25 protein-coding genes are annotated in these 24,944 nt (G+C 61.7%); 10 read left to right on the top strand and 15 right to left on the bottom strand.

Going from position 1 to position 24,944, the window contains the following annotated elements:
- Positions 1 to 135: 135 nt before the first annotated feature.
- The 5 genes from metG (at position 136) to panC (ending at position 4,939) form a co-directional block, all read left to right on the top strand.
- The gene (gene metG, locus BLU39_RS09715) at positions 136 to 2,286 is read left to right on the top strand and encodes a methionine--tRNA ligase (protein ID WP_092712385.1); all 2,151 of its coding nucleotides are present in this window, start codon (positions 136 to 138) and stop codon (positions 2,284 to 2,286) included.
- Between the two features lie 19 nt (positions 2,287 to 2,305).
- Positions 2,306 to 2,785, top strand: coding sequence for a GNAT family N-acetyltransferase (locus BLU39_RS09710; protein WP_092712991.1), 480 nt, complete (start codon positions 2,306 to 2,308; stop codon positions 2,783 to 2,785).
- 106 nt (positions 2,786 to 2,891) lie between these two features.
- The gene (locus BLU39_RS09705; RefSeq protein WP_035826611.1) at positions 2,892 to 3,101 is read left to right on the top strand and encodes a DUF3460 family protein; all 210 of its coding nucleotides are present in this window, start codon (positions 2,892 to 2,894) and stop codon (positions 3,099 to 3,101) included.
- 17 nt (positions 3,102 to 3,118) lie between these two features.
- Positions 3,119 to 4,045: a segregation and condensation protein A gene (locus BLU39_RS09700; protein ID WP_092712382.1), complete on the top strand. Its 927-nt coding sequence runs from the start codon at positions 3,119 to 3,121 to the stop codon at positions 4,043 to 4,045.
- 54 nt (positions 4,046 to 4,099) lie between these two features.
- Positions 4,100 to 4,939, top strand: coding sequence for a pantoate--beta-alanine ligase (panC, locus tag BLU39_RS09695; protein ID WP_058048494.1), 840 nt, complete (start codon positions 4,100 to 4,102; stop codon positions 4,937 to 4,939).
- A gap of 39 nt (positions 4,940 to 4,978) precedes the next feature.
- Here panC and BLU39_RS09690 read toward each other — a convergent pair whose 3' ends face one another.
- Entirely contained in the window at positions 4,979 to 5,485 is a 507-nt protein-coding gene (locus tag BLU39_RS09690; RefSeq protein ID WP_139178217.1) for a hypothetical protein, read from the bottom strand.
- A 233-nt stretch (positions 5,486 to 5,718) separates the two neighbouring features.
- Here BLU39_RS09690 and BLU39_RS09685 point away from each other — a divergent pair, with 233 nt between their 5' ends.
- On the top strand, positions 5,719 to 6,471 hold the full coding sequence (locus BLU39_RS09685; RefSeq protein ID WP_092712377.1) for an SDR family oxidoreductase: 753 nt from the start codon (positions 5,719 to 5,721) through the stop codon (positions 6,469 to 6,471).
- A gap of 72 nt (positions 6,472 to 6,543) precedes the next feature.
- On the opposite strand, the gene cheY is transcribed toward BLU39_RS09685, so the two are convergent.
- The 14 genes from cheY to flhD form a co-directional block, all read right to left on the bottom strand.
- The gene (gene cheY / locus BLU39_RS09680; protein WP_026132837.1) at positions 6,544 to 6,942 is read right to left on the bottom strand and encodes a chemotaxis response regulator CheY; all 399 of its coding nucleotides are present in this window, start codon (positions 6,940 to 6,942) and stop codon (positions 6,544 to 6,546) included.
- Between the two features lie 147 nt (positions 6,943 to 7,089).
- A complete protein-coding gene (locus BLU39_RS09675) occupies positions 7,090 to 8,160 on the bottom strand; it encodes a protein-glutamate methylesterase/protein-glutamine glutaminase (RefSeq protein ID WP_034758339.1) in 1,071 nt (356 codons plus the stop codon).
- 105 nt (positions 8,161 to 8,265) lie between these two features.
- Positions 8,266 to 8,874: a chemoreceptor glutamine deamidase CheD gene (cheD, locus tag BLU39_RS09670; protein ID WP_034758343.1), complete on the bottom strand. Its 609-nt coding sequence runs from the start codon at positions 8,872 to 8,874 to the stop codon at positions 8,266 to 8,268.
- Between the two features lie 9 nt (positions 8,875 to 8,883).
- Entirely contained in the window at positions 8,884 to 9,756 is an 873-nt protein-coding gene (locus BLU39_RS09665) for a CheR family methyltransferase (RefSeq protein ID WP_092712375.1), read from the bottom strand.
- Positions 9,757 to 9,826: 70 nt separating this feature from the next.
- Positions 9,827 to 11,548, bottom strand: a complete 1,722-nt coding sequence (locus tag BLU39_RS09660) for a methyl-accepting chemotaxis protein (RefSeq protein ID WP_092712373.1) — start codon at positions 11,546 to 11,548, stop codon at positions 9,827 to 9,829.
- 180 nt (positions 11,549 to 11,728) lie between these two features.
- Complete coding sequence (locus tag BLU39_RS09655; protein ID WP_034758356.1) at positions 11,729 to 12,235, bottom strand: chemotaxis protein CheW; 507 nt, start codon at positions 12,233 to 12,235, stop codon at positions 11,729 to 11,731.
- 30 nt (positions 12,236 to 12,265) lie between these two features.
- A complete protein-coding gene (gene cheA / locus BLU39_RS09650) occupies positions 12,266 to 14,467 on the bottom strand; it encodes a chemotaxis protein CheA (RefSeq protein WP_092712370.1) in 2,202 nt (733 codons plus the stop codon).
- A 43-nt stretch (positions 14,468 to 14,510) separates the two neighbouring features.
- Complete coding sequence (locus BLU39_RS09645; RefSeq protein ID WP_034758362.1) at positions 14,511 to 14,876, bottom strand: response regulator; 366 nt, start codon at positions 14,874 to 14,876, stop codon at positions 14,511 to 14,513.
- An 83-nt stretch (positions 14,877 to 14,959) separates the two neighbouring features.
- Positions 14,960 to 15,508, bottom strand: coding sequence for a chemotaxis protein (locus BLU39_RS09640; protein WP_092712368.1), 549 nt, complete (start codon positions 15,506 to 15,508; stop codon positions 14,960 to 14,962).
- Positions 15,509 to 15,553: 45 nt separating this feature from the next.
- Entirely contained in the window at positions 15,554 to 16,531 is a 978-nt protein-coding gene (gene motB, locus BLU39_RS09635; RefSeq protein ID WP_092712366.1) for a flagellar motor protein MotB, read from the bottom strand.
- Between the two features lie 58 nt (positions 16,532 to 16,589).
- The gene (motA, locus tag BLU39_RS09630) at positions 16,590 to 17,450 is read right to left on the bottom strand and encodes a flagellar motor stator protein MotA (protein ID WP_077401985.1); all 861 of its coding nucleotides are present in this window, start codon (positions 17,448 to 17,450) and stop codon (positions 16,590 to 16,592) included.
- A gap of 219 nt (positions 17,451 to 17,669) precedes the next feature.
- Positions 17,670 to 18,431 (bottom strand): class I SAM-dependent methyltransferase, encoded by a 762-nt coding sequence (locus BLU39_RS09625; RefSeq protein WP_092712363.1) that lies wholly within the window; start codon positions 18,429 to 18,431, stop codon positions 17,670 to 17,672.
- A gap of 105 nt (positions 18,432 to 18,536) precedes the next feature.
- Entirely contained in the window at positions 18,537 to 19,097 is a 561-nt protein-coding gene (flhC, locus tag BLU39_RS09620; RefSeq protein WP_092712360.1) for a flagellar transcriptional regulator FlhC, read from the bottom strand.
- A gap of 39 nt (positions 19,098 to 19,136) precedes the next feature.
- Positions 19,137 to 19,454: a flagellar transcriptional regulator FlhD gene (gene flhD / locus BLU39_RS09615; RefSeq protein WP_010396649.1), complete on the bottom strand. Its 318-nt coding sequence runs from the start codon at positions 19,452 to 19,454 to the stop codon at positions 19,137 to 19,139.
- A gap of 606 nt (positions 19,455 to 20,060) precedes the next feature.
- Between flhD and kynU the strand changes: the two genes are divergently transcribed.
- The 4 genes from kynU (at position 20,061) to BLU39_RS09595 (ending at position 24,942) form a co-directional block, all read left to right on the top strand.
- Positions 20,061 to 21,320, top strand: coding sequence for a kynureninase (gene kynU / locus BLU39_RS09610; RefSeq protein WP_092712358.1), 1,260 nt, complete (start codon positions 20,061 to 20,063; stop codon positions 21,318 to 21,320).
- Between the two features lie 8 nt (positions 21,321 to 21,328).
- Positions 21,329 to 22,216 (top strand): tryptophan 2,3-dioxygenase, encoded by an 888-nt coding sequence (kynA, locus tag BLU39_RS09605; protein ID WP_092712356.1) that lies wholly within the window; start codon positions 21,329 to 21,331, stop codon positions 22,214 to 22,216.
- A gap of 17 nt (positions 22,217 to 22,233) precedes the next feature.
- Entirely contained in the window at positions 22,234 to 22,779 is a 546-nt protein-coding gene (locus BLU39_RS09600) for an RBBP9/YdeN family alpha/beta hydrolase (protein WP_092712354.1), read from the top strand.
- Between the two features lie 108 nt (positions 22,780 to 22,887).
- Positions 22,888 to 24,942 (top strand): toxin-antitoxin system YwqK family antitoxin, encoded by a 2,055-nt coding sequence (locus tag BLU39_RS09595; protein ID WP_139178215.1) that lies wholly within the window; start codon positions 22,888 to 22,890, stop codon positions 24,940 to 24,942.
- Positions 24,943 to 24,944 lie beyond the last annotated feature (2 nt).

Genomic DNA, 24,944 nt, shown 5'->3' with positions numbered 1-24,944 from the left:
ATGCAATACGCGCAGTCTAGCGCAAAATCGCCATGCGCGATGGAGGCAAAAGCATCACTTGCCGGCGCTGCATCTGCTCATATTGCCTTTCCGCTGTTAAAATGTCCTATTATCCATCCCAAAAGTGCATCAATCATGACTCGCAAGCTGTTCGTCACCACTGCCCTGCCTTACGCAAACGCCGCTTTTCACATTGGCCACATCATGGAATACATCCAGGCCGATATCTGGGTCCGGTTCCAGCGAATGCAACGCGATGGCGAAGCCGGCCGTGAAGTGCACTTTGTGGGCGCCGACGATACGCATGGCACGCCCATCATGATCGCCGCCGAGAAGGAAGGCATCACGCCGCAGCAATTCGTCGCCAACATCGCGGCCGGCCGCGCCCAGTACCTCGATGGCTTCCATATTGCCTTCGACAACTGGTATTCGACCGATTCGCCGGAAAACGTCGACCTGTCGCAATCGATCTACCGCAAGCTGCGCGATACGGGCCTGATCGTCACGAAAACCGTCGACCGCTTCTTCGACCCGGTCAAGGGCATGTTCCTGGCCGACCGCAACATCAAGGGCGAATGCCCGAAATGCGGCGCCAAGAACCAGTACGGCGACAATTGCGAAGTGTGCGGCGCGGCCTACCAGCCGACCGACCTGGTCAACCCGTTCTCCGTGTTTACCAACGCGACGCCCGTGATGAAGCCGTCGGAACAGTATTTCTTCAAGCTGTCCGACCCGCGCTGCTTCGAATTTCTCAAGGATTGGCTCAACACGCCAGGCCGCTTGCAGCCTGAAATGGTCAACAAGGTCAGCGAATGGCTGGGTGAAGCGGGTGAAAAGCTGGCCGACTGGGATATCTCGCGCGATGCGCCCTACTTCGGCATCCCGATTCCCGATGCGCCGGGCAAGTTCTTCTATGTGTGGATGGACGCGCCCGTCGGCTACCTGGCCAGCCTGAAAAACTATTGCGACAAGAAAGGCATCGATTTCGACGCCTTCCTGAATGACCCGTCGACGGAACAGATCCACTTCATCGGCAAGGACATCGTTTCCTTCCATTTGCTGTTCTGGCCCGCCATGCTGAAGTTCGCCAATCACCCGGTGATCGACAAACTGAAAGTCAACGTACACGGCTTCCTGACGGTCAACAATGAAAAAATGTCGAAGTCGCGCGGCACGGGCATCTCCCCGCTGCGCTACCTGGACCTGGGCATGAACCCGGAATGGCTGCGCTACTATATCGCCTTCAAGCTGAACTCGAAAGTGGAAGACCTGGACTTCAACGGCGAAGATTTTGTCGCCCGCGTGAACAGCGACCTGATCGGCAAGTACGTGAATATCGCCAGCCGCTGCGCCGGCTTCATCGCCAAGAAATTCGACGGCAAGCTGGCCACCAGCCTGTCGCCGAACGCTCAGGGCTACATCTGGCGCGCGCTCACGACCAAGGTACAGTCCGGCGACGAAGTGCTGAGCAAGGAACGTCAGGCCAGCATCGCGGCCCATTACGAAAACCGCGAATTCGGCAAGGCTTTGCGCGAGATCATGGAAATCGCCGACATCACCAACCAGTATGTCGATGAAAACAAGCCGTGGATCCTCGCCAAGGATGCGGAAAAGACGACCGAACTGCACGAAGTGTGCACCACGGCCCTGATCCTGTTCCGCCAGTTGACGATCCTGCTGTCGCCGGTGTTGCCGGGCGTGGCCAAGAACGTGGCCGGCTTCCTCAGCGATGCCGAGTTCAGCTGGGCCGATACGCAAGTCGATGTCGTCTCGAGCAGCATGCTGGGCCGCACCATCGGCAGCTACAGCCATTTGATGACGCGCATGGATGCCAAGATGATCGAAGCGCTGTTCGACGCGCCGCAAGCGGCAGCGGCCGTACCGGCCGCCGATGCCGCCAGCGACGTGGCCGCCACCCCGGCCAGCGCCATCGAAGAACTGGCGCCCGAGATCAAGATCGACGACTTCCTCAAGGTCGATCTGCGCATCGCCAAGATTGTCAACTGCGAACTGGTCGACGGCTCCGACAAGCTGCTGCGCCTGACCCTGGATGCGGGCGAAGGCCGCCTGCGCAACGTGTTCTCGGGCATCCGCTCGGCCTACCAGCCGGAAGAGCTGGTCGGCAAGCTGACGGTGCTGGTGGCCAACCTGGCGCCGCGCAAGATGAAGTTCGGCATTTCCGAAGGCATGGTCATGGCCGCCTCCAGCGCCGACGAGAAGGCAAATCCGGGCATCTACATCCTGAACCCGTGGCCGGGCGCCGAACCTGGCATGCGCATCCGCTAAGCCGCCACAAGGACCGATGATGAATATCGTGGTGCGCGAAGCAACAAATGCCGATGCACAGCTGATGGCCGAGCTGACCCGCGCCGCATGGGCCGGCAAGGTGGCAGCCTCGTCCAGTGGACACCACGAGACGGCCGAGCAAGTGGCGGAGCAATTGCGCCACGGCGGCGGTTTTCTGTTGCTGATCGACGACATTCCAGCCGGTTCGCTGCGCTGGATGCCGCTCGACAGCGACCCCGCCATCTGGAAGATTTCTCGCATGGGCGTGCTGCCCGCCTACCGGGGCAGCAACGTCTCGCAGCACTTGCTGGAAGCCATCATTCATCACGGCCTGTCGTGCCAGGCGGAAGAGCTGCGCCTGGCCGTGCGGCGCGACCAGCGCAAGCTGATCGATTTTTATGCGGCCTTCGAATTCGAGCTGGCCGAAGAACTGGAATATTCGCACGCCAACCCCGCCGAACCGGCACCGATGGTGATGCGGCGTTTGCTGCGCTATTGATTTTTAGCAATTTCACCCTGACTTGCCGATACAACAACCCGCCAAGCGGCACGGCGCGGTAAAATACGGCCGGCTGACCTTACCCATAAGACACTCAGAAGAGAATATGAAACTGCCTGCAAAACACACCAACTACGTATCCGACCACACCTTGTTCATCGCCGAACTGAAGGCCAAGAATCCTGGCATGGAAGCGGGCCAGCAAGCGGGCCGCGCCCTGCTGTGGGACAAGCCGGCCGTCAGCATCGATGAGCAGGAACGCCAACTGGCGTCGGCCGTCAAGCAACAGGCTTACGTTTACCAGAACAAGAACTAAGATCTGGAACCGGCACGATGTTGCCTGAAGAGTCTGCAGTCACGCCGGAAGCCGACGCTTCCGGTGCCGGCGCAGTCATCGAGTCGCCTCCACCTGTCGCCGAAGGCGACGGCAGCGGCGCCCCTGCAGCATCTGCAACCACGGACGCGGCACCCGCCGCCGACCCGCTGGGCATCGCCCGCCTGTATGGCGAACCGATGATGCGCATGCCGACGGATTTGTACATTCCGCCGGACGCGCTGGAAATCTTCCTCGAAGCCTTCGAAGGCCCGCTCGACTTGCTGCTCTACCTGATCCGCAAGCAAAACTTCAACATTCTTGATATTCCGATGGCGCAGGTGACCCTGCAATATCTGAAATATGTCGACCAGATCCGCGTGCGCAACCTGGAGCTGGCCGCCGAGTATCTGTTGATGGCGGCCATGCTGATCGAGATCAAGTCGCGCATGCTCTTGCCTTCGCGCAAGAGCGACGTCGAGGAAGATGGCGGCGACCCCCGTGCCGAACTGGTGCGCCGCCTGCTCGAGTACGAGCAGATCAAGCTGGCCGCCTACGACCTGAACGCCATCCCCCAGTTCGAGCGCGATTTCGTGCGCACGCAGATTTTCATCGAGCAAAGCCTGACGCCCACCTGGCCCGACGTGGAACCGGTGGACTTGCAGCAGGCCTGGCTCGACGTGCTGAAGCGGGCCAAGCTGACCCAGCATCACCGCATCAGCCGCCAGGAACTGTCCGTGCGCGAACACATGTCGAGCATCCTGCGCCATCTGCAGTCGTCGCGCTTCGTCGAGTTCAGCGAGCTGTTCGACATTGCCGGCGGCGTGCCCGTGGTGGTGGTCAACTTCGTGGCCCTGCTGGAACTGGCCAAGGAAACCCTGATCGAAATCACCCAGGCAGAACCGTTTGCCCCCATCTACGTCCGGCTGGCCTATTCGCCCGCCTGACCCCTACCCTTTGTCACTGACCACCGTACAACGGGGTTTTAGCGAAAGCAATCCATGAAAATTATTTCCGACATCGAAGAATTGCGCGACCAGCTCAGCGGACAGCTGCGCACGGCGTTCGTCCCCACCATGGGCAACCTGCATGAAGGCCATCTGTCGCTGATGCGCCTGGCGCGCAAGCATGGCGACCCCGTCGTCGCCTCGATCTTCGTGAACCGCCTGCAATTCGGCCCGAACGAAGACTTCGAGAAATATCCGCGCACCATGGCGGCCGACATCGCCAAGCTGGAAAAGGAAGGCGTGTACGTGCTGTTCGCCCCGACGGAAAAGGAACTGTACCCGGAACCGCAGGAATACCGCGTGCGCCCGCCCGATGACCTGGGCAATACGCTGGAAGGCGAATTCCGCCCCGGCTTCTTCGAAGGCGTGTGCACGGTCGTCACCAAGCTGTTCTCGTGCGTGGGCCCACGAGTCGCCGTGTTCGGCAAGAAGGATTACCAGCAGCTGATGATCATCCGCAACATGGCGCGCCAGTTCGCGCTGCCGACGGAAATCATCGCTGCGGAAACGTACCGCGCGGACGATGGCCTGGCTTTGTCGTCGCGCAATATGTATCTGTCGGAAAGCGAGCGCGCGGAAGCGCCGGAGCTGTACAAGGGTCTCAATTTTGTGGCTGAAGAAGTGCGCAAGGGCAACCTGGCCGTGGGCGAACTGGAACAGGCCAGCATGCAGCTGTTGAACAGCCGGGGCTGGAAATCGGACTACATCGCCGTGCGCAAGCGTGCCAACCTGCAAGCGCCGAGCGCCGCTGAACTGGCCGCCGGCGAACCGCTGGTGGTGCTGGCCGCCGCCAAGCTGGGTCAAACGAGGTTGATCGACAACCTCGAAATTTAAGCATCATCACAACGGGGCCATTCGGCCCCGTTTCTTTCTCTACTTCTCCATCCCTACCAGTTTCAGTTCGGCAAACAGCGGCTTGTCGCTGCCGCGCGCCGCCTGCAGCATGTCGTAGCTGGCCGCATCGAGCACGATTTCCTCTCCCGCCCACAGCTTGCGCTGGTTCGCAGGCAGCCTCAGGCTGCGCAAGATGGCCCGCGCCTGGGCCGGATCGGCTGCCAGCAGGCGGATGGCGCGCGCATGGCGCTGCGTGCCCGTCAATATCGGCAAGCCGCCCTCGGGGCCGGTCTGGCTCAGGCTGACATAATCCTGGCTGCCCACGCGGTGCAGATAGGCATGCCGGCCATCGGCTTCGGCAGGCGCTTGCACGACCGGCTCCTGCATTTCGACAGAGGCAAGAGGCGCGACGGCGGTTTGTTCCAGGCTCACGCCACAGGCCGTCAACAGGGCCGTGCTCAGGGCGAAAAATAATACGGGTGCTCGGCGCATCATGCGCTCCTTCTTGTCGGGGTCGGGGACAAAGGGAAATACTGCAGCGATCATGGGCCAAATTATTTGACGTGTAAAGTTAACTTTGGGAAATATTTAATTCCTTTGCGCAATTTCTTGCGGGCAGCGGGAGATTGTTTCTTTTGCATCAGGCGGCTGGACAAGGATTATTGATATTTTTTGCACGTTGAAACTAATAGAGCCACCTTTATCCATGCATCGATAAAGATCACAATGACTGCACTGGCCCGGCATTCCGCGCCTCCCACCACGACAGGAGAACACCCATGGACACACCATCCACCCCGGCCAAGGTCGCCATCATCACGGGCGCTTCGCGCGGCATCGGCGCGGCCATCGCCCGCCGCCTGGCGCGCGACGGCATGCACGTCGTCGTCAATTACGCCAGCGGCAAGGTGGAGGCGGAGCAGCTGGTGGCGGCCATCGTGGCCGACGGCGGCGCCGCCATCGCGGTCAAGGCCAACGTGGCAGAGGCAAGCGACGTGCAGGCGCTGTTCGATGCGGCAGAGGCGGCCTTTGGCGGCATCGACGTACTCGTCAACAACGCCGGCATCATGCCGCCCGCGCTCCCCGCCCTGGCAGACACGGACGACACCACTTTCGACAGCCTGTTCGCCATCAACGTCAAGGGCAGCTTCAACACGATGCGCCAGGCGGCGGCGCGCTTGCGCCACGGTGGCAGTGTCGTCAATTTCTCGACCAGCGTGATTGGTCTGGCCCTGCCCGGCTACAGCGTCTACGGCGCCACCAAGGCGGCCATCGAGACGATGACGAATATCTTCGCCAAGGAGCTGCGTGGCAAGAACATCACCGTCAACGCCATCGCCCCCGGCCCTACGGCCACGGCCCTGTTCTTGAACGGCAAGACGCAAGAAACGATAGAGCGCATGGGCAAGATGGCGCCCCTGGAGCGCCTGGGCACGCCGGACGATATCGCCGCCGCCGTGGCCTTCCTGGCAGGGCCGGATGGCCGCTGGATCAACGGACAAACCCTGCGCGCGAATGGCGGGCTGGTCTGATATTCTTGCGGACAAAAAAAACGCTGCCGGTTTGCACGGGCAGCGTTTTTCTTGATAACGGTCAAACCTGAATCAGGCGCCCGCTTTTTCCAGCTTCTCGAAAATCTTGTTCAGCTTTTCATCGAGGGTCGCGGCCGTGAACGGCTTGACGACATAACCGCTGGCGCCAGCCTGGGCGGCGGCGATGATGTTTTCTTTTTTCGCTTCGGCCGTGACCATCAGCACGGGCAGCTTGGCCAGTGCGGGATCGGCGCGGATATGCTGCAGCATCGTCAGGCCATCCATGTTTGGCATGTTCCAGTCCGAGACGACGAAATCGAACGATTCCGCGCGCAGCTTGGCCAGGCCCATCACGCCGTCTTCCGCCTCATCGACGTTGGCATAACCCAGTTCCTTCAACAGATTCCGGACAATGCGGCGCATCGTCGAAAAATCGTCAACGACTAAAAATTTCATCTTTGGATCAGCCATGAATAACTCCGTTGTTTCTGTAGCGGTTTGTTAATAATATCGACATGAATGCCGACATTATGGTCGACACTACGGCAGCAAGTTGTAGGATAGCATTTTCGTTGCTTTTAGGCGAACAAACTTGCCTCAGATCATATAAAACGTGGCTTACACGCGCAAAGCACGCATGCCATGTGCCGCCAGGTGTCCCAGCACCATGCCAGGCAGCGCCGTCAGAGCGCCAACCTCATGCGTAGCACCGACGGCGATCGCCTCGCGCGGCATGCCGAACACCACGCAACTGGCCTCATCCTGTGCAAAATTATACGCCCCTGCGGCCTTCATTTCCAACATGCCTTGTGCGCCATCCTTGCCCATGCCGGTGAGGATCACGCCGACGGCATTTTTACCTGCCGATTGCGCGGCCGAACGGAACAGCACGTCGACGGACGGGCGGTGGCGGTTCACCGGCTCGCCCTGGTCGATCTTGGTCATGTAGTTGGCGCCGCTGCGCGTCAGGGTCAGGTGCGAATGGCCGGGCGCGATGTAGGCGTGGCCGGGCAGCACGCGTTCGCCGCCCGCCGCTTCCTGCACCGATATCTTGCACAGGGAATCGAGGCGGCGCGCAAACGAGCGCGTAAAGCCTTCCGGCATGTGCTGCGTGATCAGGATGCCGGGGCAATCGGACGGCATCTGCATGAGAAATTCGCGGATCGCTTCCGTACCGCCCGTCGAGGCGCCCACGATGATCAGCTTTTCGCTCGACGTCAACGGGCTGCGCAGGGCGGGCAGCGGCGCGGCCGTCTTGTCGCCTGCCGACGGCAGGGTGCGCGCACGGATGCGCGCCTTCGAGGCGGCGCGGATCTTGTCGGCGATCATGTCCGTGTACTCGCGCATGCCGCTCTGAATCGAGATCTTCGGCTTGGTGACGAAATCGACGGCGCCCAGCTCCAGCGCGCGCATGGTGATTTCCGAACCGCGCTCGGTCAGGGACGACACCATCAATACCGGCATGGGGCGCAAGCGCATCAGCTTTTCCAGGAAGTCCAGACCATCCATCTTCGGCATCTCGACGTCGAGGGTCAGCACGTCGGGGTTGGTCTGCTTGATCATCTCGCGCGCCACCAGCGGATCGGGCGCCGCACCCACCACTTCCATGTCGGGCTGGCTGTTCACGATTTCCGTCATGACGCTGCGGATCAGCGCCGAGTCGTCCACGATCAATACTTTGATCTTCATAGTTATCCTTCCAGGCCTTGCGGCCCTTATTCCTTATTAAATTAGTCCACCGGACAAACCGCCGCAAGCCGCATGGCGCGGCGCGGCAGGTTTGGCCTGGTGCTACTAGAACAGTTCGACCTCGCCACCGACCGGCGCGACCTTGAGGCGGCTGGCGTAATCGAGTTCGCGGCGCACCAGGGTGTCGTTATGCGTCTGCATCAGTTTTTTCACCAGCACCTTGCCGCTGCGGGGGAAGAAGTACACCTTGCGCGGGTGGATGTCGTTCAGGTCTTCGGCCACCACGCGCATCTTTTCGGCCTTCAGGTAATTGATGACGAAGGCCGCATTGCGTTCGCCCACGTTGATCGCCGTGAAGCCGCGCAGCACGGCGCCGCCGCCGAACACTTTCGCTTCCATGTTCTCGCGCCGCGCGCCCGCCTTCAGCAGATCGTTGATCAGGATTTCCATGGCGTAGGTGCCATAGCGCATCGATGCGGAAATCGGGCTGTTCGGATCGCTGCCGCCATCGGGCAGCATGAAATGGTTCATGCCGCCCAGGCCCGTGACGCGGTCGCGGATGCAGGCCGAGACGCAGGAGCCGAGCACGGTGACGATCAGCATGTCCTTGTTGGTAAAGTAATACTCACCAGGCAAGATCTTGGCGGCGTCACAATTGAACGTCCTGTCGTAATAGACGTTAGTGGCGAATTGCTCTTTGGATTCCAGGCTCATATTTCACTCTCATGTACGATGCGACGTTGCCTTGGGCGCGGCGCCCCGGGGCTGGTCGAGCTCATAGACTGTTTTACCGCGCAGCTTCAATGAATCCGACACGTACAGAAAATTCTCCGAATGGCCTGCAAACAGCAGGGCATCGGGCTTCATCAAGGGCACAAAGCGCGACAGGATCTTGCGCTGCGTCGCCTTGTCAAAATAGATCATCACGTTACGGCAAAAGATGACGTCGAACTGCCCCGTCACCGGCCAGCTGTCGGCCAGCAGGTTGAGCGGCTTGAAGGTGATCATCTGGCGCAGTTCCGGGCGTACCCGCACCTGCCCTTCGCGGTCGCCCTTGCCGCGCAAGAAAAAGCGCCGCGCGCGGTCGGCCGGCATCTTGTCGAGGCGGTCCAGGTTGTAGACGCCATTGGCGGCCGTGGCCAGCACGTTCGTGTCGATGTCCGTGGCGATGATGGTGACGGGCGGCGTGAGCGTATTGAACGCCTCGCACACCGTCATGGCGATCGAATACGGCTCTTCGCCGGTGGAACTGGCCGAACACCAGATGGTGATCGGCCCGCTCAGTTTTTTCACGTGCTCGGCCAGCAGCGGGAAGTGATGCGCCTCGCGGAAGAACGACGTCAGGTTGGTCGTCAGCGCATTCGTGAACGCCTCCCACTCGTCGCCCATGCGGCCCGCTTCCAGGTCGTCCAGGTAACGGACGAACGAGGAAATGCCGGTCGCGCGCAATCGCCTGGCCAGGCGGCTGTAGACCATTTCCTGCTTGCTGTCGGCCAGCGCGATGCCGGCCCGCTTGTAAATCATGGCGCGGACCCGTTCGAAGTCCTTGCCAGTGAAATCAAATTCTTTGACCGAATCCGTTTTAGTTTGCGGCATTTGTTTTTACCTCTCTATGACTACTCTGACCAATGCCTTTGCAAGTATAACTAGCGGGACCGGGTTGGCGTCAGAACTCTTCCCAATCGTCGCCGCCGGCTGCCGCCAGCTTTTTCGCGGGCGGTGGCGAGCCGGCTTGCGCCGTCTTTGCCAACCGCCGTGTATTTGCCGCCACACTCGGTGCCGGCCGTGCCGCCGCCTTGACTACCGGCGCGGACGCGGGCATGGCCGCCTGCGCCGCGCTCTCGCCATCGAGCTTGAAGATGCTGACGGCGTCGGCCAGTTTCTGCGCCTGTTCCTGCATGCTTTCGGCGGCCGCCGCCGCTTCCTCGACCAGCGCCGCGTTCTGCTGCGTCATCTGGTCCATCTGCGCGATGGCCTGGTTCACTTCCTCGATGCCATGGCTCTGTTCCTGCGTCGCCGCCGTGATCTCGCCCATGATGTCGGCCACCTGCCGGATCGACGTGACGATCAGGCCCATGGTCTGCCCCGCCTCGTCCACCAGGCGGCTGCCCGCATCGACCTTGTCGACCGAGTCCCCGATCAGGCCCTTGATCTCTTTCGCCGCGCCGGCCGAGCGTTGCGCCAGGTTGCGCACCTCCGACGCCACCACCGCAAAACCGCGTCCCTGCTCGCCTGCGCGCGCCGCCTCGACGGCCGCATTCAACGCCAGGATATTCGTCTGGAACGCGATGCCGTCGATGACGCCGATGATGTCGACGATCTTGCGCGAACTGTCCTTGATGGAACCCATCGTATCGACCACTTGCGCCACCACGTTGCCGCCCTGCTCCGCCACCGACGACGCCGACACGGCCAGCTGATTGGCCTGGCGCGCGTTGTCCGCGTTCTGCTTCACGGTCGACGTCAGCTCTTCCATCGACGACGCCGTCTCTTCGAGCGAACTGGCCTGCGTTTCCGTGCGCGCCGACAGGTCGGCATTGCCGCTGGCGATCTCGCGCGAGGCCACGGTGATGGTGTCCGTTCCATTGCGCACGTCGCTGACCGTCTGCACCAGGCTCTCGTTCATGTCCTTCAATGCCTGCTGCAGCGCGCTCGTTTCATCCTTGCCTTCGACCACCACGCGCGACGTCAGTTCGCCCGCCGCCACTTTCTGCGCCACGGCCAGTGCGCCGGACAGCGGCACCGTGATCGAGCGCGTGATGAAGATGGCGCACCAGGCGCCGATCGCCACCGCCGCACCGCCCAGGATGAACAGTACCGTCATCAGCCGCGCATCGGCCGCCAGCGAGTCGTCCATGAAGCTTTGCTGCGCCACGTGCTGCAAGTCGAGCAGCTTGTTGATATCGGCCAGGGTCGTCTTGTTCAAGGGATCGATGCGGGTGGCGATCACCTTGGCCGCGCCCTCGCTGTTAAACGCCAGCACCTGCCCCATCGCTTCCTTGAAGGCGGCATCGACTTCGCCGTCGACCTTGGCGATATTGGCCAGCAGCGCCTTTTCACCATCGGACAGGCCCAGGGTGGACAGCTTGCCGCGCGCGCCGTCGTACAGCTTGCGCTGCTCGCGCACCTTGCCTTCTTCCGCCTGCATCAGGGCCACATCGCCCTGCAAGCCGATATTGCGCATGGCGATACCGGTTTCCAGCATCGCGCTTTTCATCAGCGACGCCTGCGTATTCTTTTCACTTGCCAGCTCCAGGCCCGCGAGCAGCTGGGCCTTGTTACGGTAATTCAGTGCATTCGCCGAAACGATCACCACCACCAGGATGGCGAGGATGCTGCCAAAACCTATCCCCAGCCGGGTGCCTATCTTGAAATCGCGCAAACTCATTACAGTCTCCAATATTTATGTGAACGGCGCCCGTTCAACCGGACGGCGCCGTGTTGTGGCCTGGTCTCTGTCGGACCTTGCAGCCTGCCGGCGCGCCTCTGGCCGCGCCGGTACATGCATATCTGTAGTGATTCTTTGCGTGCTAAAACGGCGGCGCACCGGGCGCCGCCTTGCCGCCGCTTACGCCGCCAGCTTGTCGATCAGGCCCATCTCGCTGCTCGACATCAGCTTGTCGATGTCGACCAGGATCAGCATGCGCTCGTCGATGGTGCCCAGGCCGATCATGTAATCGGTCGAGAAGGCGGTGCCCATTTCCGGCGCCGGTTTCACCTGTTCAGGCGTCAGGGTGGTGACGTCGGAAACGCTGTCGACCACCATGCCGACGATACGGCCGCCGATGTTCAGGATGATCACCACCGTGAACTGGTCGTACACGGGCGTGCCCAGGTTGAACTTGATGCGCATGTCGACCACGGGAATGATGATGCCGCGCAGGTTGATCACGCCCTTGATGAATTCAGGCGCGTTGGCGATGCGGGTGACCGCTTCGTAACCGCGGATTTCCTGGACCTTCAGGATATCGATGCCGTACTCTTCGGAGCCCAGGGTGAAGGCCAGGAATTCACGACCGGCGATGTCCTTGCCGTCGCCCGCATTGCTTCCGGATGTTTGTTGAGTATCTGACATGGTGCGTTTTCCTATCTTTATCTATCGGTACTACGAAAAAATGGACTCGTCAGCCAGCTGGCGCGAGGAACGGATCAGGGCGGCGACATCGAGAATCAGCGACACGCCGCCATCGCCCAGGATGGTGGCGCCGGAAATGCCCACCACCTTGCGGTAATTCGATTCGAGGTTCTTCACCACGACTTGCTGCTGCCCGACCAGGTCGTCGACAAACAGGGCCGCCTTGCGCCCTTCCGTCTCGAGGATCACGCAGATGCCTTCCGACGGGCTGGTAAAGCGCGGCGCGATGTCGAACATCTGGTACAGCGGGATCAATGGCAGGTATTCGCCGCGCACTTTCACCACCTGCCCCTTGCCACTGATGTCCTTGATATCCTCAACGGCCGGCTGCAAGGATTCGATGACAAAGCCCAGCGGCAAAATATAGACTTCGTCGCCGACCCTGATCGACATGCCGTCGAGGATGGCCAGGGTCAGCGGCAGCGAGATGGAAATCGTCGTGCCGAAACCCTTGGCCGAGCGGATGTCGACGACGCCGCCCATGGCGCTGATATTGCGCTTGACGACATCCATGCCCACGCCGCGGCCCGACACGTCGGTGACGGCTTCGGCGGTGGAAAAACCGGGTGCGAAAATCAGCTGCCACACGTCGGCGTCGCTCATCGTCTCGGATACGTCCAGTCCCTGCTGCGCCGCCTTGGCCAGGATGCGCTCGCGGTTCAGGCCCGCGCCATCGTCGGATACTTCGATGATGATGTTGCCGCCCTGGTGGCTGGCCGAAAGGAACAGGCGGCCCGCCTCGGTCTTGCCGGCGGCCACGCGGGCGGCCGGCATTTCCACGCCGTGGTCGATGCTGTTGCGCACCAGGTGCGTGAGCGGATCGACGATGCGCTCGATGAGGCCCTTGTCCAGTTCCGTGGCGGCGCCATTCGTGATGAAATCGACCTTCTTGCCCAGTTTCGTGGCCAGGTCGCGCACCATGCGCGGGAAGCGCGAGAAGACGAAATCCATCGGCATCATGCGGATCGACATCACCGCTTCCTGCAAGTCGCGCGTATTGCGCGTCAGGTGGCTGACGCTGTCGAGCAGTTTTTCATGCAGCATCGGGTCGAGCGCGCTGGCGCGCTGCTCGATCATCGCCTGCGTGATCACCAGTTCACCCACCAGGTTGATCAGCTGGTCGACTTTTTCGATCGAGACGCGGATCGACGACGATTCGGCGCCGGCCTTGTCGCCCTCTTTCTTGGCCGGTTTCTTTTCCTGTTCCGCTTCGGCCGCGGCGCTGGCCACGGCAGGCGCGGCGGCAGCGCTGGCGCTGCCCGCCCTGGCCGCGTCGGCGCGTATCTGTTCGAGGGGCTGGAAGAAACCGTAGCCCTGTTCGGCGTCGCTCTGCACGCCGGCGGCGGCGCGGATGTCCTCGAGCGGCTGGAAGAAGCCATAGCCAGGATCGGCCGCGCCCTGTGCGGCAGGCGCGCCCGGCAGCGGATCGAAGAAACCGTAGCCCTGGGCTTTTTCCTGCGCCGCGCGGGCCGCTTCGGCTTCGCCTGGCGCCAAAGGCGGCGCCTGCGTGATCACCATGTCGTCGGGATTGAGCACGAACGAGCAGATGGCCAGGATATCGTCCAGGCTTTCATGCGTCGTCACTTCCAGCACCTTGCGCGCGTCGGGCAAGCTGGACACGGCGACGTCGCCCATCAAGCCCAGTTCGGCCGCCAGCGCATCGACTTCGCGCTGCTCCATGGCTGGCAGTTCCAGGCGGATGCGATGGCCGCCGGCATGGCTGACGGCGGCTTTTTCCGCCGTATGGAAGGCCGGCGCGACGGGCGTGAGCGCGGCCACGGGCACGTCCTGCGAAAACGACTGCAGCATCATGCGCACATTGGCCACGGCATCCTGGTCGACGGCGCTGCCCAGGCGATGGCCATCGAGCTGCATCTTGAGGATATCCTTGGCCGCCAGGAAGGCGTCGACGTGCTCCGCCGTCAGGGCCATCTGGCCCTGACGGATGCGGTCGAGCAGCGACTCGAGGATGTGCGTCACCTCGCTCATGTCGGAGAGACCGAACGTCGAAGCGCCGCCCTTGATCGAGTGGGCGGTGCGGAAAATGGCATTCAGGTCTTCGGCGTCGGGCGCCGCAATATCGACGGCCAGCAGCAGCCGTTCCTTTTCAGCCAGCAGTTCTTCGGCCTCATCGAAAAAGACCTGAAAAAACTGGCTAATATCGATGGTCATAGGGTGACTCCGTCAATTGCATCGTTGCACTGCGCGGCTGGCATCAGCCGATCACCTTCTTGACCACTTCGATCAGGCGTTGCGGATCGAAGGGCTTGACCAGCCAGCCATTGGCACCGGCGGCACGTCCCTTCGACTTCATCTCGTCCGACGACTCCGTCGTCAGCATCAGGATGGGCACTTTCTGGTAGGTCGGCAGTTCACGCAGCAGCTTGATCAGCTCCAGGCCATCCATGCGCGGCATGTTCTGGTCCGTCAACACCAGGTCCACGGTTTGCAGCTTGGCTTTTTCCAGTCCGTCCTGGCCGTCGACGGCCTCCACCACCTGGTAACCGGCGGCTTTCAGGCTGAACGCCACCATCTGGCGCAATGAGCTGGAATCGTCCACTGCAAGTATCGTTTTGGCCATCTTTGCTCCCACTTATTCCGGGCATCCTGCCCGAGTATTTGATTAATCAATCCATGCAACCACAAGCGCTCCGCACTGGCATGCTAGAACAGCTCGATGTCGCCACTTTCCAAATGCTGTTGACTGACAGCCTTGCGCAGCACGCTGCGCAACTCCAGGCTTTGAATCGCCAGCGCCATGCTGACCCGCCCCAGCAAGGCGACAATTTCTTCATTGTCGCTCTCCGGCAACATCTCCGCGCCATGCGAACCCAGGGTCCCGAGGAACTCGCGCAAGCCCGTCACGCGCTTCAAGGTACGCTCGATCAGCTGGCTGGTCATATCCTGGAACTGCATGCTGGTGATGGCGGCATTCACGTAGCCCCCCACCTCATCCTGCAGCGCCAGCAGTTTTTCCCGCTGCTCCTCGGCCGGAATGCCGCCGTCGAGCAACAGGGCGATGGTGTCCTGCTGCGCAGCGACGGCTGCGTGTATCGCCATGAAATTGAAGGACAGCTTCTCGATCGCCTCTTCCAGCAAGATGCCGGTCTGCACCAGGTCGGTTTCCACCTCCGTCAAGTGCTTGCGGCCATGGTCCGACACGCCAGACAACAGGCGCTTTACATGCGAGCCAAGTATTTTCTTTCTTGTCATAAAGGTCTCATTGTTTCAATACATCACGCGTGACAGCCTTGCGTGTTATTTTTTCGCCGCGGCCGAAGCAGGAACTGGCGCCGCCGCGGACGGCGCACCGGCCGCCAGCCCTGAAGCGACAGCGGCGGAAGCGGCATCGGTCACGGGCAATTCGATCGCCGCGCCGTCGCGCAGGACGTTTTCTTCCGTGCGCTTGTTCATGACGATGATGCTGATGCGCCGGTTGATCGGGTTGAAAGGATCGAGCTTGTCCAGGTGGGCGGCCGAACCCAGGCCCACCACGCGCAAGACTTTTTCTTCCTTCATGCCGCCGATCACCAGCTCGCGCCGCGACGCATTCGCGCGGTCGGCCGACAATTCCCAGTTGCTGTAGCCGGCATCGCTCATGTACGGCGTCGAATCCGTATGGCCGGACAGGCCGATGCGGTTCGGCACTTCGTTGAGCACGGAGCCGATCGCGTGCAGGATTTCCTTGGTGTACGGTTGCAGGTTCGCATTGGCGAGCGCAAACATCGGACGGTTCTGCTCGTCGACGATCTGGATGCGCAAGCCTTCACTGGTGATATCGAGCAGCAACTGGTTCTTGTATTTTTTCAGCAGGGGATTGGCGTCGATGGTCGCTTCGATGCGGGCCTTGAGGGCCTGCAGGCGCTTGCCTTCCTCGCGTTCGAGCGCGGCCTTGGCGGAATTGAGGTCGAACGATTTGCGCTGCTGCTCTTCCTGCGCCTTGCGCACTTGCCCATCCTGGCGCGACAGGTCCTGGCCGCCGCCCTGGATCACGGAATTGCTTTCGCCGCTGCCCGAGCCGCCCGCCATCGCCACTTTCAAGGGTGTCTTGAAAAATTCGGAAATGCCGTTCAAGTCGCCCTTCGAGGTGGAGCCCAGCAGCCACATCAGCAGGAAGAAGGCCATCATGGCCGTGACAAAGTCGGCGTAGGCGATTTTCCACGCCCCGCCATGGTGCCCGCCAGCCGTCTTCTTGATACGCTTGACGATAATCGGGCGCATGCCTTCATCGGCCATGGCGTCCCCCTTCCGTGTGCTGCAAATGACTCATGGTGTCCAGGCGTATATTCACTGCTTACTTCGTTTTCGATTTCTTGATGTGGTCTTCCAGCTCGTTGAACGTCGGACGCTCGGTCGAGAACAGCACCTTGCGGCCGAACTCCACGGCCAGCGCCGGCGCGTAGCCGTTCAGGCTGGCCAGCAGGGTCACTTTCACGCACTGGAACATCTTGCTCGACTCTTCCAGCTTCTGCTCGAGCAGGCTGGCCAGCGGGCCGACGAAACCATAGGCCAGCAAGATGCCGAGGAAGGTGCCGACCAGCGCGTGCGCGATCAGCATGCCCAGCTCGGCCGGCGGAATGCCCACCGACTCCATCGTGTGCACCACGCCCATCACGGCGGCGACGATACCGAACGCGGGCAAGCCATCGCCCACCTTGGCGATCACGTGGGCCGGCACGGCGCCTTCGTGATGGTGCGTCTCGATTTCATTGTCCATCAGGTTTTCGATCTGGAACGCATCCATATTGCCCGACACCATCAGGCGCAGGTAATCGGTCATGAATTCGACGATGTGATGGTCGGCCAGCACGGCCGGATATTTGGAAAACAGCGGGCTTTCTTCCGGCTTGTCGATATCGCCTTCGATCGACATCAAGCCTTCCTTGCGTACCTTGCTCAGCACTTCGAACAGCAGGGACATCAATTCCATGTACAGCTCTTTGGTATAGCGCGAGCCCTTGAACAGGCTGGGCAAGGCGGCAATCGTTGCCTTGATGGCCTTGTTATTGTTACCAACAAGGAAGGCGCCCAGGGCGGCGCCGCCGATCATCAGCAACTCCAGCGGCTGGAACAGCGCCGCCAGATGGCCGCCGGCCAGCGCGAAGCCGCCAAAGACCGAGGCGCAGACGATGATGTATCCGATTATGACTAACAAGTGCCCTGACTCCCAATAATGGCCGGGACTGTATGCCCGGCATGTTCAAACCTGTTCCCGTCTTTTGACGGCTGCGCCGCCGGCAAGGACAGCGGCAAAAAAAGTAACCGGAAGTTAATTGAAATGTGCTGCTTTTCAATGCAATTCCGGGAAAATGCCCTGTGGAACTACAATAACGTGAGATTGCCCTCCGGGCAAGCAAATAACGCAGACAATTGCTTAAAAGCACCATATGTAAAGCAAAGGACCACCCTCTGTGGCGGCAATGGTCTTATCGGGCTTGCGTGCCGTAATCTGGAATTCGTAACTAAGAAGCATGCTCCCGGGCAACATCTCGTTTTCCGCCTTGCTCCACAAGGCCGCCATCGCCGCCGGCGACAGGTAGGCAAACACCACATCGTAGCGGCCGAAGTCGAGCGCGTCGTAGTCGCCGCGCAGGAAGCGCGCGCGACTGCCCGCCAGCTTCGCCCGCAAGCGGCTTGCCAGCCACGGCAGCGGCGCCAGTTCGATGCCGGAAAACTGTCCGTCGGGCCGGCGCCGCGCCAGGTCCAGCACCAGCCCGCCAAGGCCGCTGCCGATATCGATCAGGCGCACGCCGGGACGGTCCGCGATCAGCTCGGCCACCGCCTGCCACACCTTCGGTCCCGACGGATAAAACGGCACTTGCGTGCGGAAGGTGGACCAATACAGGCTCAGCAGGAAAACAAAGGCCGCGAGGAACACGGCCGGCGGCAAATCGAGCAGGCTGGCTGCCAGCAAGGCGGGCGCAAACAGCAGGCCGATGGCGCACCACCAGCGCGCCAGGCCCGTCCGCCAGGTAATGAGCGCCGCCAACACGCCCTGCGCCAGCGCCACGACCGGCAGCGACATGGCCACGCCGGCACGCGCCAGGCCATATACCAATAGCAACATCAAGGGAAAGGCCAGCACCTGGATCAGGATGGCCTTGAGCGCGGGCGCGCGCAGGATTTGTTGCAGCATGGGGTAATCAAAGGAGGAAAACGCCAGTGTAAGCGATGCAGGCATGAAAAAGCCGGAGTGCGGTCAGGCGACCGGCTCCGGCTTGCTCTCTTGTCTATTTACGGCTCAGGCAACCACGCCCGGCGCGACGGCGGCCGCTTCATCGCGCGCCTTCTTGGTCTTGCCGGCACGCGAAGGCATGTGGCACAGGCCACACACATAATCGGCGTTCAGGTCGAGGCAATTGACGACGAACTTGCCGCCGCACTTGCCGCAAGGCGCCATGTCCAGCATCTTGCTGCTGAAAAAGCGCACGAGGGTCCAGGCCCGCGTCAACGACAGCAGCGGCTCTTCGCCCGCTTCGGGCGGCATCTGCTCCAGGTACAGCTTGTACGCCTTCATCACGGCTTCGATGCCCGTGGCGCCGGCGTGGTCGACGAGGAATTTGTGGATGTTGATGAACAGCGAGGAATGGATATTCGGTTGCCAGGTGAGGAACCAGTCGGTGGAAAACGGCAGCATGCCCTTGGGCGGCGAGACGCCCTTCAATTCCTTGTACAGATTCAGCAGGCGTTCGCGCGACAGCGAGACTTCCGTCTCCAGCAGTTGCAAACGCGCGCCCAGCTGTATCAATTCGATGGCCAGCTGGATTTCCTGCGCTTCCGATACGACACTTTTCTTGGCCATGCTGCTTGCTCCGCGACTGACGAGTACTAATTTAAAAGCTTAGGCGATTTCTTCGACGCCCTGGCCAGCCATCAAGATGGCGGCGTGCGACTGGGCCAGCGAGCGGTCCTTATTGTAGTTCGTCAACATACCCAGGATGGCGCTGTCGTCGAAGCGGAAGCGGGCCAGCATCATGTTGCCGCCAGCGAGCTTGAGGATCTGCGCATTGCTCATGCCTTCGATCAGTTCGGCGATGTCGGCGGCGATGCCCAAACGGAAGATGGCCGTTACCTTGTCTGCACGAATCATTTGCTGGGCCAGCATCAGGTAGCTCAGGTTAGCGTCGCGAATCTCAGCCATCATGTCGTTAGCAGTCATTTCCATCTCCTCAATCCGTTGAATTCTGCTGGCATTGTTTGTTGCCAGTGAGATACATTCTGCAGGAGCAACATTAAATGCAACAGAGGCGTAGCGCTGTATTTTTGGTCGGGGAATGGCGGATTGGATCGTAGGTGTTTGTCTGACAAACACTGCTCGATCATGGTCGCGCGCCAGCAACGGCGCGGATGTGGGAGGTTGGCTCTGTGCCGGATTTAGCCGACTTTTGGCCTGTAAAAAATATCACTTTTTTACAACAACTTGATCGGAATCAAGCCTGTCTACCTAGATAACGGCTGCCTTGGCAGGAACTTTAGGGCTTTTTTGAAAAATATTTCAAAGACCCGCATTCTTTTTCGGCCGGTTTGACACCGTTCATGTAAACGTTGACGGCGGCATCTGGCGAAACTTTAGGGTTATTTGAAAATATTTTTAAAAATCGTGATTTTTTTCGTTGACGCCCCGCAGGCACGCATTTTCCGGGACGCATCCAGCGCGGAAATTCCTCTTTCCGGCGTGAATTTGCTACACTGCCTGCTCCCGCACGATACTTTAAGCTTCAAGTAATATCGTGCCATTGAGCCAAGTATCAACATGAAAGCCACCATGATTTCTCGACAAGACTGCAGCGCGCGCGACCTCGACGATCCCCTGGCGCCCCTGCGCCAGCAATTCGATCTGCCGCAAGGCGTGATTTACCTCGACGGCAATTCCCTGGGTGCGCGGCCGACAGCGGCCCTGGCCCGCGCCCAGCACGTGATCACGGCCGAATGGGGCACGGACCTGATCCGCAGCTGGAATACGGCCGGCTGGTTTGACCTGCCCAAGCGCCTGGGCGACCGCCTGGCGCCGCTGCTGGGCGCCGGCGCGGGCGAAGTGGTGATCACCGACACCACCTCGGTCAACCTGTTCAAGGCCCTGGCCGCCGCCCTGCAGATGCAGGCCAGCGATCCCGCGCATGCCGCGCATGCCGCGCGGCGCATCATCGTCAGTGAACGCAGCAATTTCCCCACCGACCTGTACATGGCACAAGGCCTGGCCGCCTGGCTCGACCGCGGCTACCAGCTGCGCCTGGTCGACAGTCCCGAAGAACTGAATCAAGCCATCACCGCCGATTGCGCCGTCGCCATGCTCACGCACGTCAACTACCGCACCGGCTACCAGCACGACATGGCCGCCATCAGCAGCCATTGCCATGCGCAGGGCGCCCTGGCCCTGTGGGACCTGGCCCATTCGGCCGGCGCCGTGCCGCTGGACCTGAACGGCGCCGGCGCCGACCTGGCCGTCGGCTGCACCTATAAGTACCTGAATGGCGGCCCCGGTTCGCCCGCCTTCATCTGGGTGCCGGAAAAACACCAGGCGCGCTTCCGCCAACCCTTGTCCGGCTGGTGGGGCCACGCCACGCCGTTCGCCATGGACCCGGGCTACACGCCGGCCGACGGCATCGCCAGTGCCCTGTGCGGCACGCAGCCGATACTTTCGCTGGCCCTCGTCGAATGCGGCCTCGATATCTTTGCGCAAACGAGCATGGAAGCCATCCGCCGCAAGTCGCTGGCCCTGACGGACTTGTTCATCGCGCTGGTGGAACAGCGCTGCGCCAGCCATCCGCTGGGCCTTGTCACGCCGCGCGAGCATGCACGCCGCGGCAGCCAGGTCAGCTTCACGCACCCGCACGGCTATGCCGTGATGCAGGCGCTGATCGCGCGCGGCGTGATCGGCGACTACCGCGAACCGGCCATCATGCGCTTCGGCTTCACGCCCCTGTACACGAGCTTTGCCGACGTGTGGGATGCCGTGGAAATCCTGCGCGACATCCTCGACACACTAGCCTACGACATCGCCGCCAAGCGTGATGCCGTCACCTGAACCATGCCATGAGCGACGAAAAAAATATGAACAAGGAAAACACGAGCGGCTGCCCCATGCATGCGGGCGGCCAGGATGCGCAGTGGCATGGCGCGCAGATGGATTTCAGCGAATCGATGAGCTACGGCAATTACCTGGCGCTGGACCGCATCCTCACGGCCCAGCATCCGCTGTCGCCGAACCACAACGAGATGCTGTTCATCGTGCAGCACCAGACGAGCGAATTGTGGATGAAGCTGATGCTGCACGAAATGCACGCCGTGCGCGCCAACCTGCAAAGCGGCGACCTGGCGCCCGCTTTCAAGATGCTGGCTCGCGTGGCGCGCATCATGGACCAGCTGGTCCATGCCTGGGACGTGCTGGCCACCATGACGCCGCCCGAATACACGGCCATCCGTCCCTACCTGGGCGCCTCGTCCGGTTTCCAGTCCTTCCAGTACCGCGAGATCGAATTCATCCTGGGAAACAAGAACGCGGCCCTGCTCAACGTGCACACGACGGCCCCCGACACCTACAAGGTGCTCGACGCCGCCCTGCGCACGCCGTCCGTCTACGACGAGTCGATCAAGCTGCTGGCGCGCAGCGGCCTGCCTATCGCCCCCGAGCGCATGGACGCCGACTGGACCCTGCCGACCGCCGCCGACGCTTCGGTAAAAGCGGCATGGCTGGAAGTCTACCGCGACCCGTCGAAACACTGGGCCCTGTATGAGCTGGCCGAAAAGCTGGTCGACCTGGAAACGGCCTTCCGCTTCTGGCGCTTCCGCCACGTGACGACGGTCGAGCGCATCATCGGCTTCAAGACGGGCACGGGCGGCACGGCGGGCGTCAGCTATTTGCGCAAGATGCTCGACGTGGTATTGTTCCCGGAGCTCTTTGCCTTACGCACGGAGCTCTAATTTCAAAAGGAGATTTGATGTCGCCTCTCGTCCTGACCCTGGCCGGCCTGTGGAATTCCGGGCCGCAGCATTGGCAAACCCATTGGGAAGCGCGCCACCCGCAATGGTCGCGCGTGCCGCACCGGGAATGGCAGACACCGGACAAGGACGAATGGGTGGCGGAACTCGATCGCGCCATCGCCGCCTGCGAGCGCCCGCCCGTGCTGGCCGCGCACAGCCTGGCCTGCACGCTGGTGGCCCATTGGGCGGCCAGCGGCTCGCCGCACAGGATCGCCGGCGCCGTCCTCGTCGCCCCCAGCGATGTGGAAGCGCCCTCCTATCCCGCAGGCACGACGGGCTTTGCGCCGGTGCCGCTGCAAGCCTTGCCGTTTCCCAGCCTGGTGGTCGCCAGCGGCGACGATCCCTACGTCAGCTTCGCGCGGGCGCGCGCGTTTGCCGCCGCCTGGGGCAGCGATTTCACCATGATCGGCGACGCCGGCCATATCAACGGCGACGCCGGCTACGGTCCCTGGCCGGAAGGCGAACAGCTGCTGCTGGACTTCTGCGCCGCGCACCAGCCCTGACCCGGGGCGCGCACACGCACACGATAGACGCGCGCCCATTTGCCCACAAGTAAGAACGCAGGCAGAATCGTGGCCTTTCCATTGCGGCGCCCCGGCGCCAGCCACACGATGAAACGTCTGCTTCTGCCCTTGCTGCTCTGCTCCGCCTTCGCCCACGGCGCGCCCTTCTATGAAGGCAAGACCCTCGCCCATCCCGCCATCAGCGCCTCGCAGGACAGCGGCTTCGACATCGCCTTTCTCAAGGAAAAAGAAGGCGTCAACGGCTATTACTGCGAGTGCAAGAGCGACAGATCGAAACCCATTTTGCTCGACCAGTTCGGCAACGCCGTCATCCGTTCCGTCTTCTATGCCTCGCTGGACAAGGAGTCGGACGACAGCGTGCAAACCATGCTGGTGTTGTTCCGCCAGGACGGCAGGAATGGCTTGCGCGCCTACCGCTACCACCGCAGTTCCGGCAAGTACCGGCGCCTCGACGGCTTGCAGCCGGCATTGAACCGCATCGTGGCGCAAAGCGCCGCGCCCAACGCGGGCCAGGTCAAGGCGGCGCTGGCCAAGCTGGCGCCGATGGACTACAGCGTCGCGCGCGGCAAGAGCGGCAATGCGGACTTCGACGCCATCGACCATACGCAGGGCACCATCGTCGGCTACTACAGCGACGAGGGCAAGCCCGTGGAGGCTGGCAGCCAGGACGCCATCATCTACAAGAAAACCTTCGAGAAAAAAGGCGACCGTTTTCTCACCGCCAGCTACACCCTGTACAGCGATGCGGGCGCCGGCATCCTGCGCAATTACCGCCTGTGGCAGCTAACGTGGGAAACGGCGCCGAAGCAGTTCACGGGCAGCCAGGAAGGCCCTTCCGTCATCTACAGCCTGGCCTGGGACGACGGCTCGGTGGTCGAGCGGGGCCAGTACGCGAAAGGCAAGCGCCAGGGCCTGTGGGTGCGCGACGGCATGCACGAAGGCAGCGAAAAGGGCCATTTCGTCGACGGCCTGCAGGAAGGCATGTGGTACTTCAATTACCCCCGACAGAGCGAGAGCGGCATGTACCGGGCCGGCAAGCGCGAAGGCCGCTGGACAGTCGTCAACTATGCCGATGCAGAGGAAGTGACGGGCTTCGACACCTACGCGGGCGGCCAGCTGAACGGCCCGCACGAACGCAGCATGGGCGGCAAGCTGCAAACGCGCGGCAACTACGTGAACGGCTCGCGCCATGGCGCGTGGATCACGGAAGACGGCGACGGCAGCTTCATCGAAGGCTTGCGCGACGGACCGTGGAAGCTCAAGCTCAAGGACAAGGCCACGCAAAGCGTCACTTTCGTCAAAGGCAAAAAACAGGGCGAAGCGATCGACACGGATGCGCAAGGCGCGCTGCGCCAGCGCGACCATTACCAGGCGGGCGTGCTCGAAGGCAGCCGCACGCGCTATCTGGGCCCGGCCGGCAGGGAATACGCGGTCTACACGGCCACCTACCGCAACGGCCAGCTCGATGGGCGCGAACAGGCGTTCGACGACAGCGGCAAGATCCTGCGCCTCGATACCATGTGGGAGATGGGCAAGAAGCAGGGCCTGGACGCGCGCTACTACCCGAGCGGCAAGCCGGAGCGCCTGGCCGTCATCGACCAGGGCCGCCTGCTCACGCACCTGCGCGAGTACTATGAGGACGGCCAGCTGCTCAACGACATCCACCGCTGCACCTTCAAGGAATACGGCAGCACGCGCGACGACGTATGCGAGTACCACCACATGTACTACCCGGACGGCAAGCCGCAGTATTACTACGCCTTCCAGTACGGCCAGCGCCAGGAAGGCTATTCGAACTACCCGAACGGCAAGCGCAAGGATGAACTGCTGGTCGACCGCGCCGCCGACACCTCGGTCTTGAACGTCTATTACGAAAGCGGCCAGCTCAAATGCACGGAGCCGCGCAGCGGCCACAGCACGCGCACGGTCAACGGCGAGACCATGATCAGCTACGCTTCGACCGACCGCGATGGCGACAATATCTGCTACCACCCGAACGGCAAGGTGGCCAGCATCTACACCTTCCGCAAGCGCGTGCTCGTGGAGTGCGGCAAGCGCTACGACGACACGGGCAAGCAGACGTTTCCGGGGCCGGAAGGCTGCCCTCCCCCCAGAAAGGTGGACTACCCGATAGGACTGTGACC

It is taken from the genome of Janthinobacterium sp. OK676 (assembly GCF_900103595.1).
In the GTDB taxonomy this organism is placed as follows: Bacteria; Pseudomonadota; Gammaproteobacteria; order Burkholderiales; family Burkholderiaceae_D; genus Janthinobacterium.
This window is presented reverse-complemented; position numbering and strand designations above follow the sequence as displayed.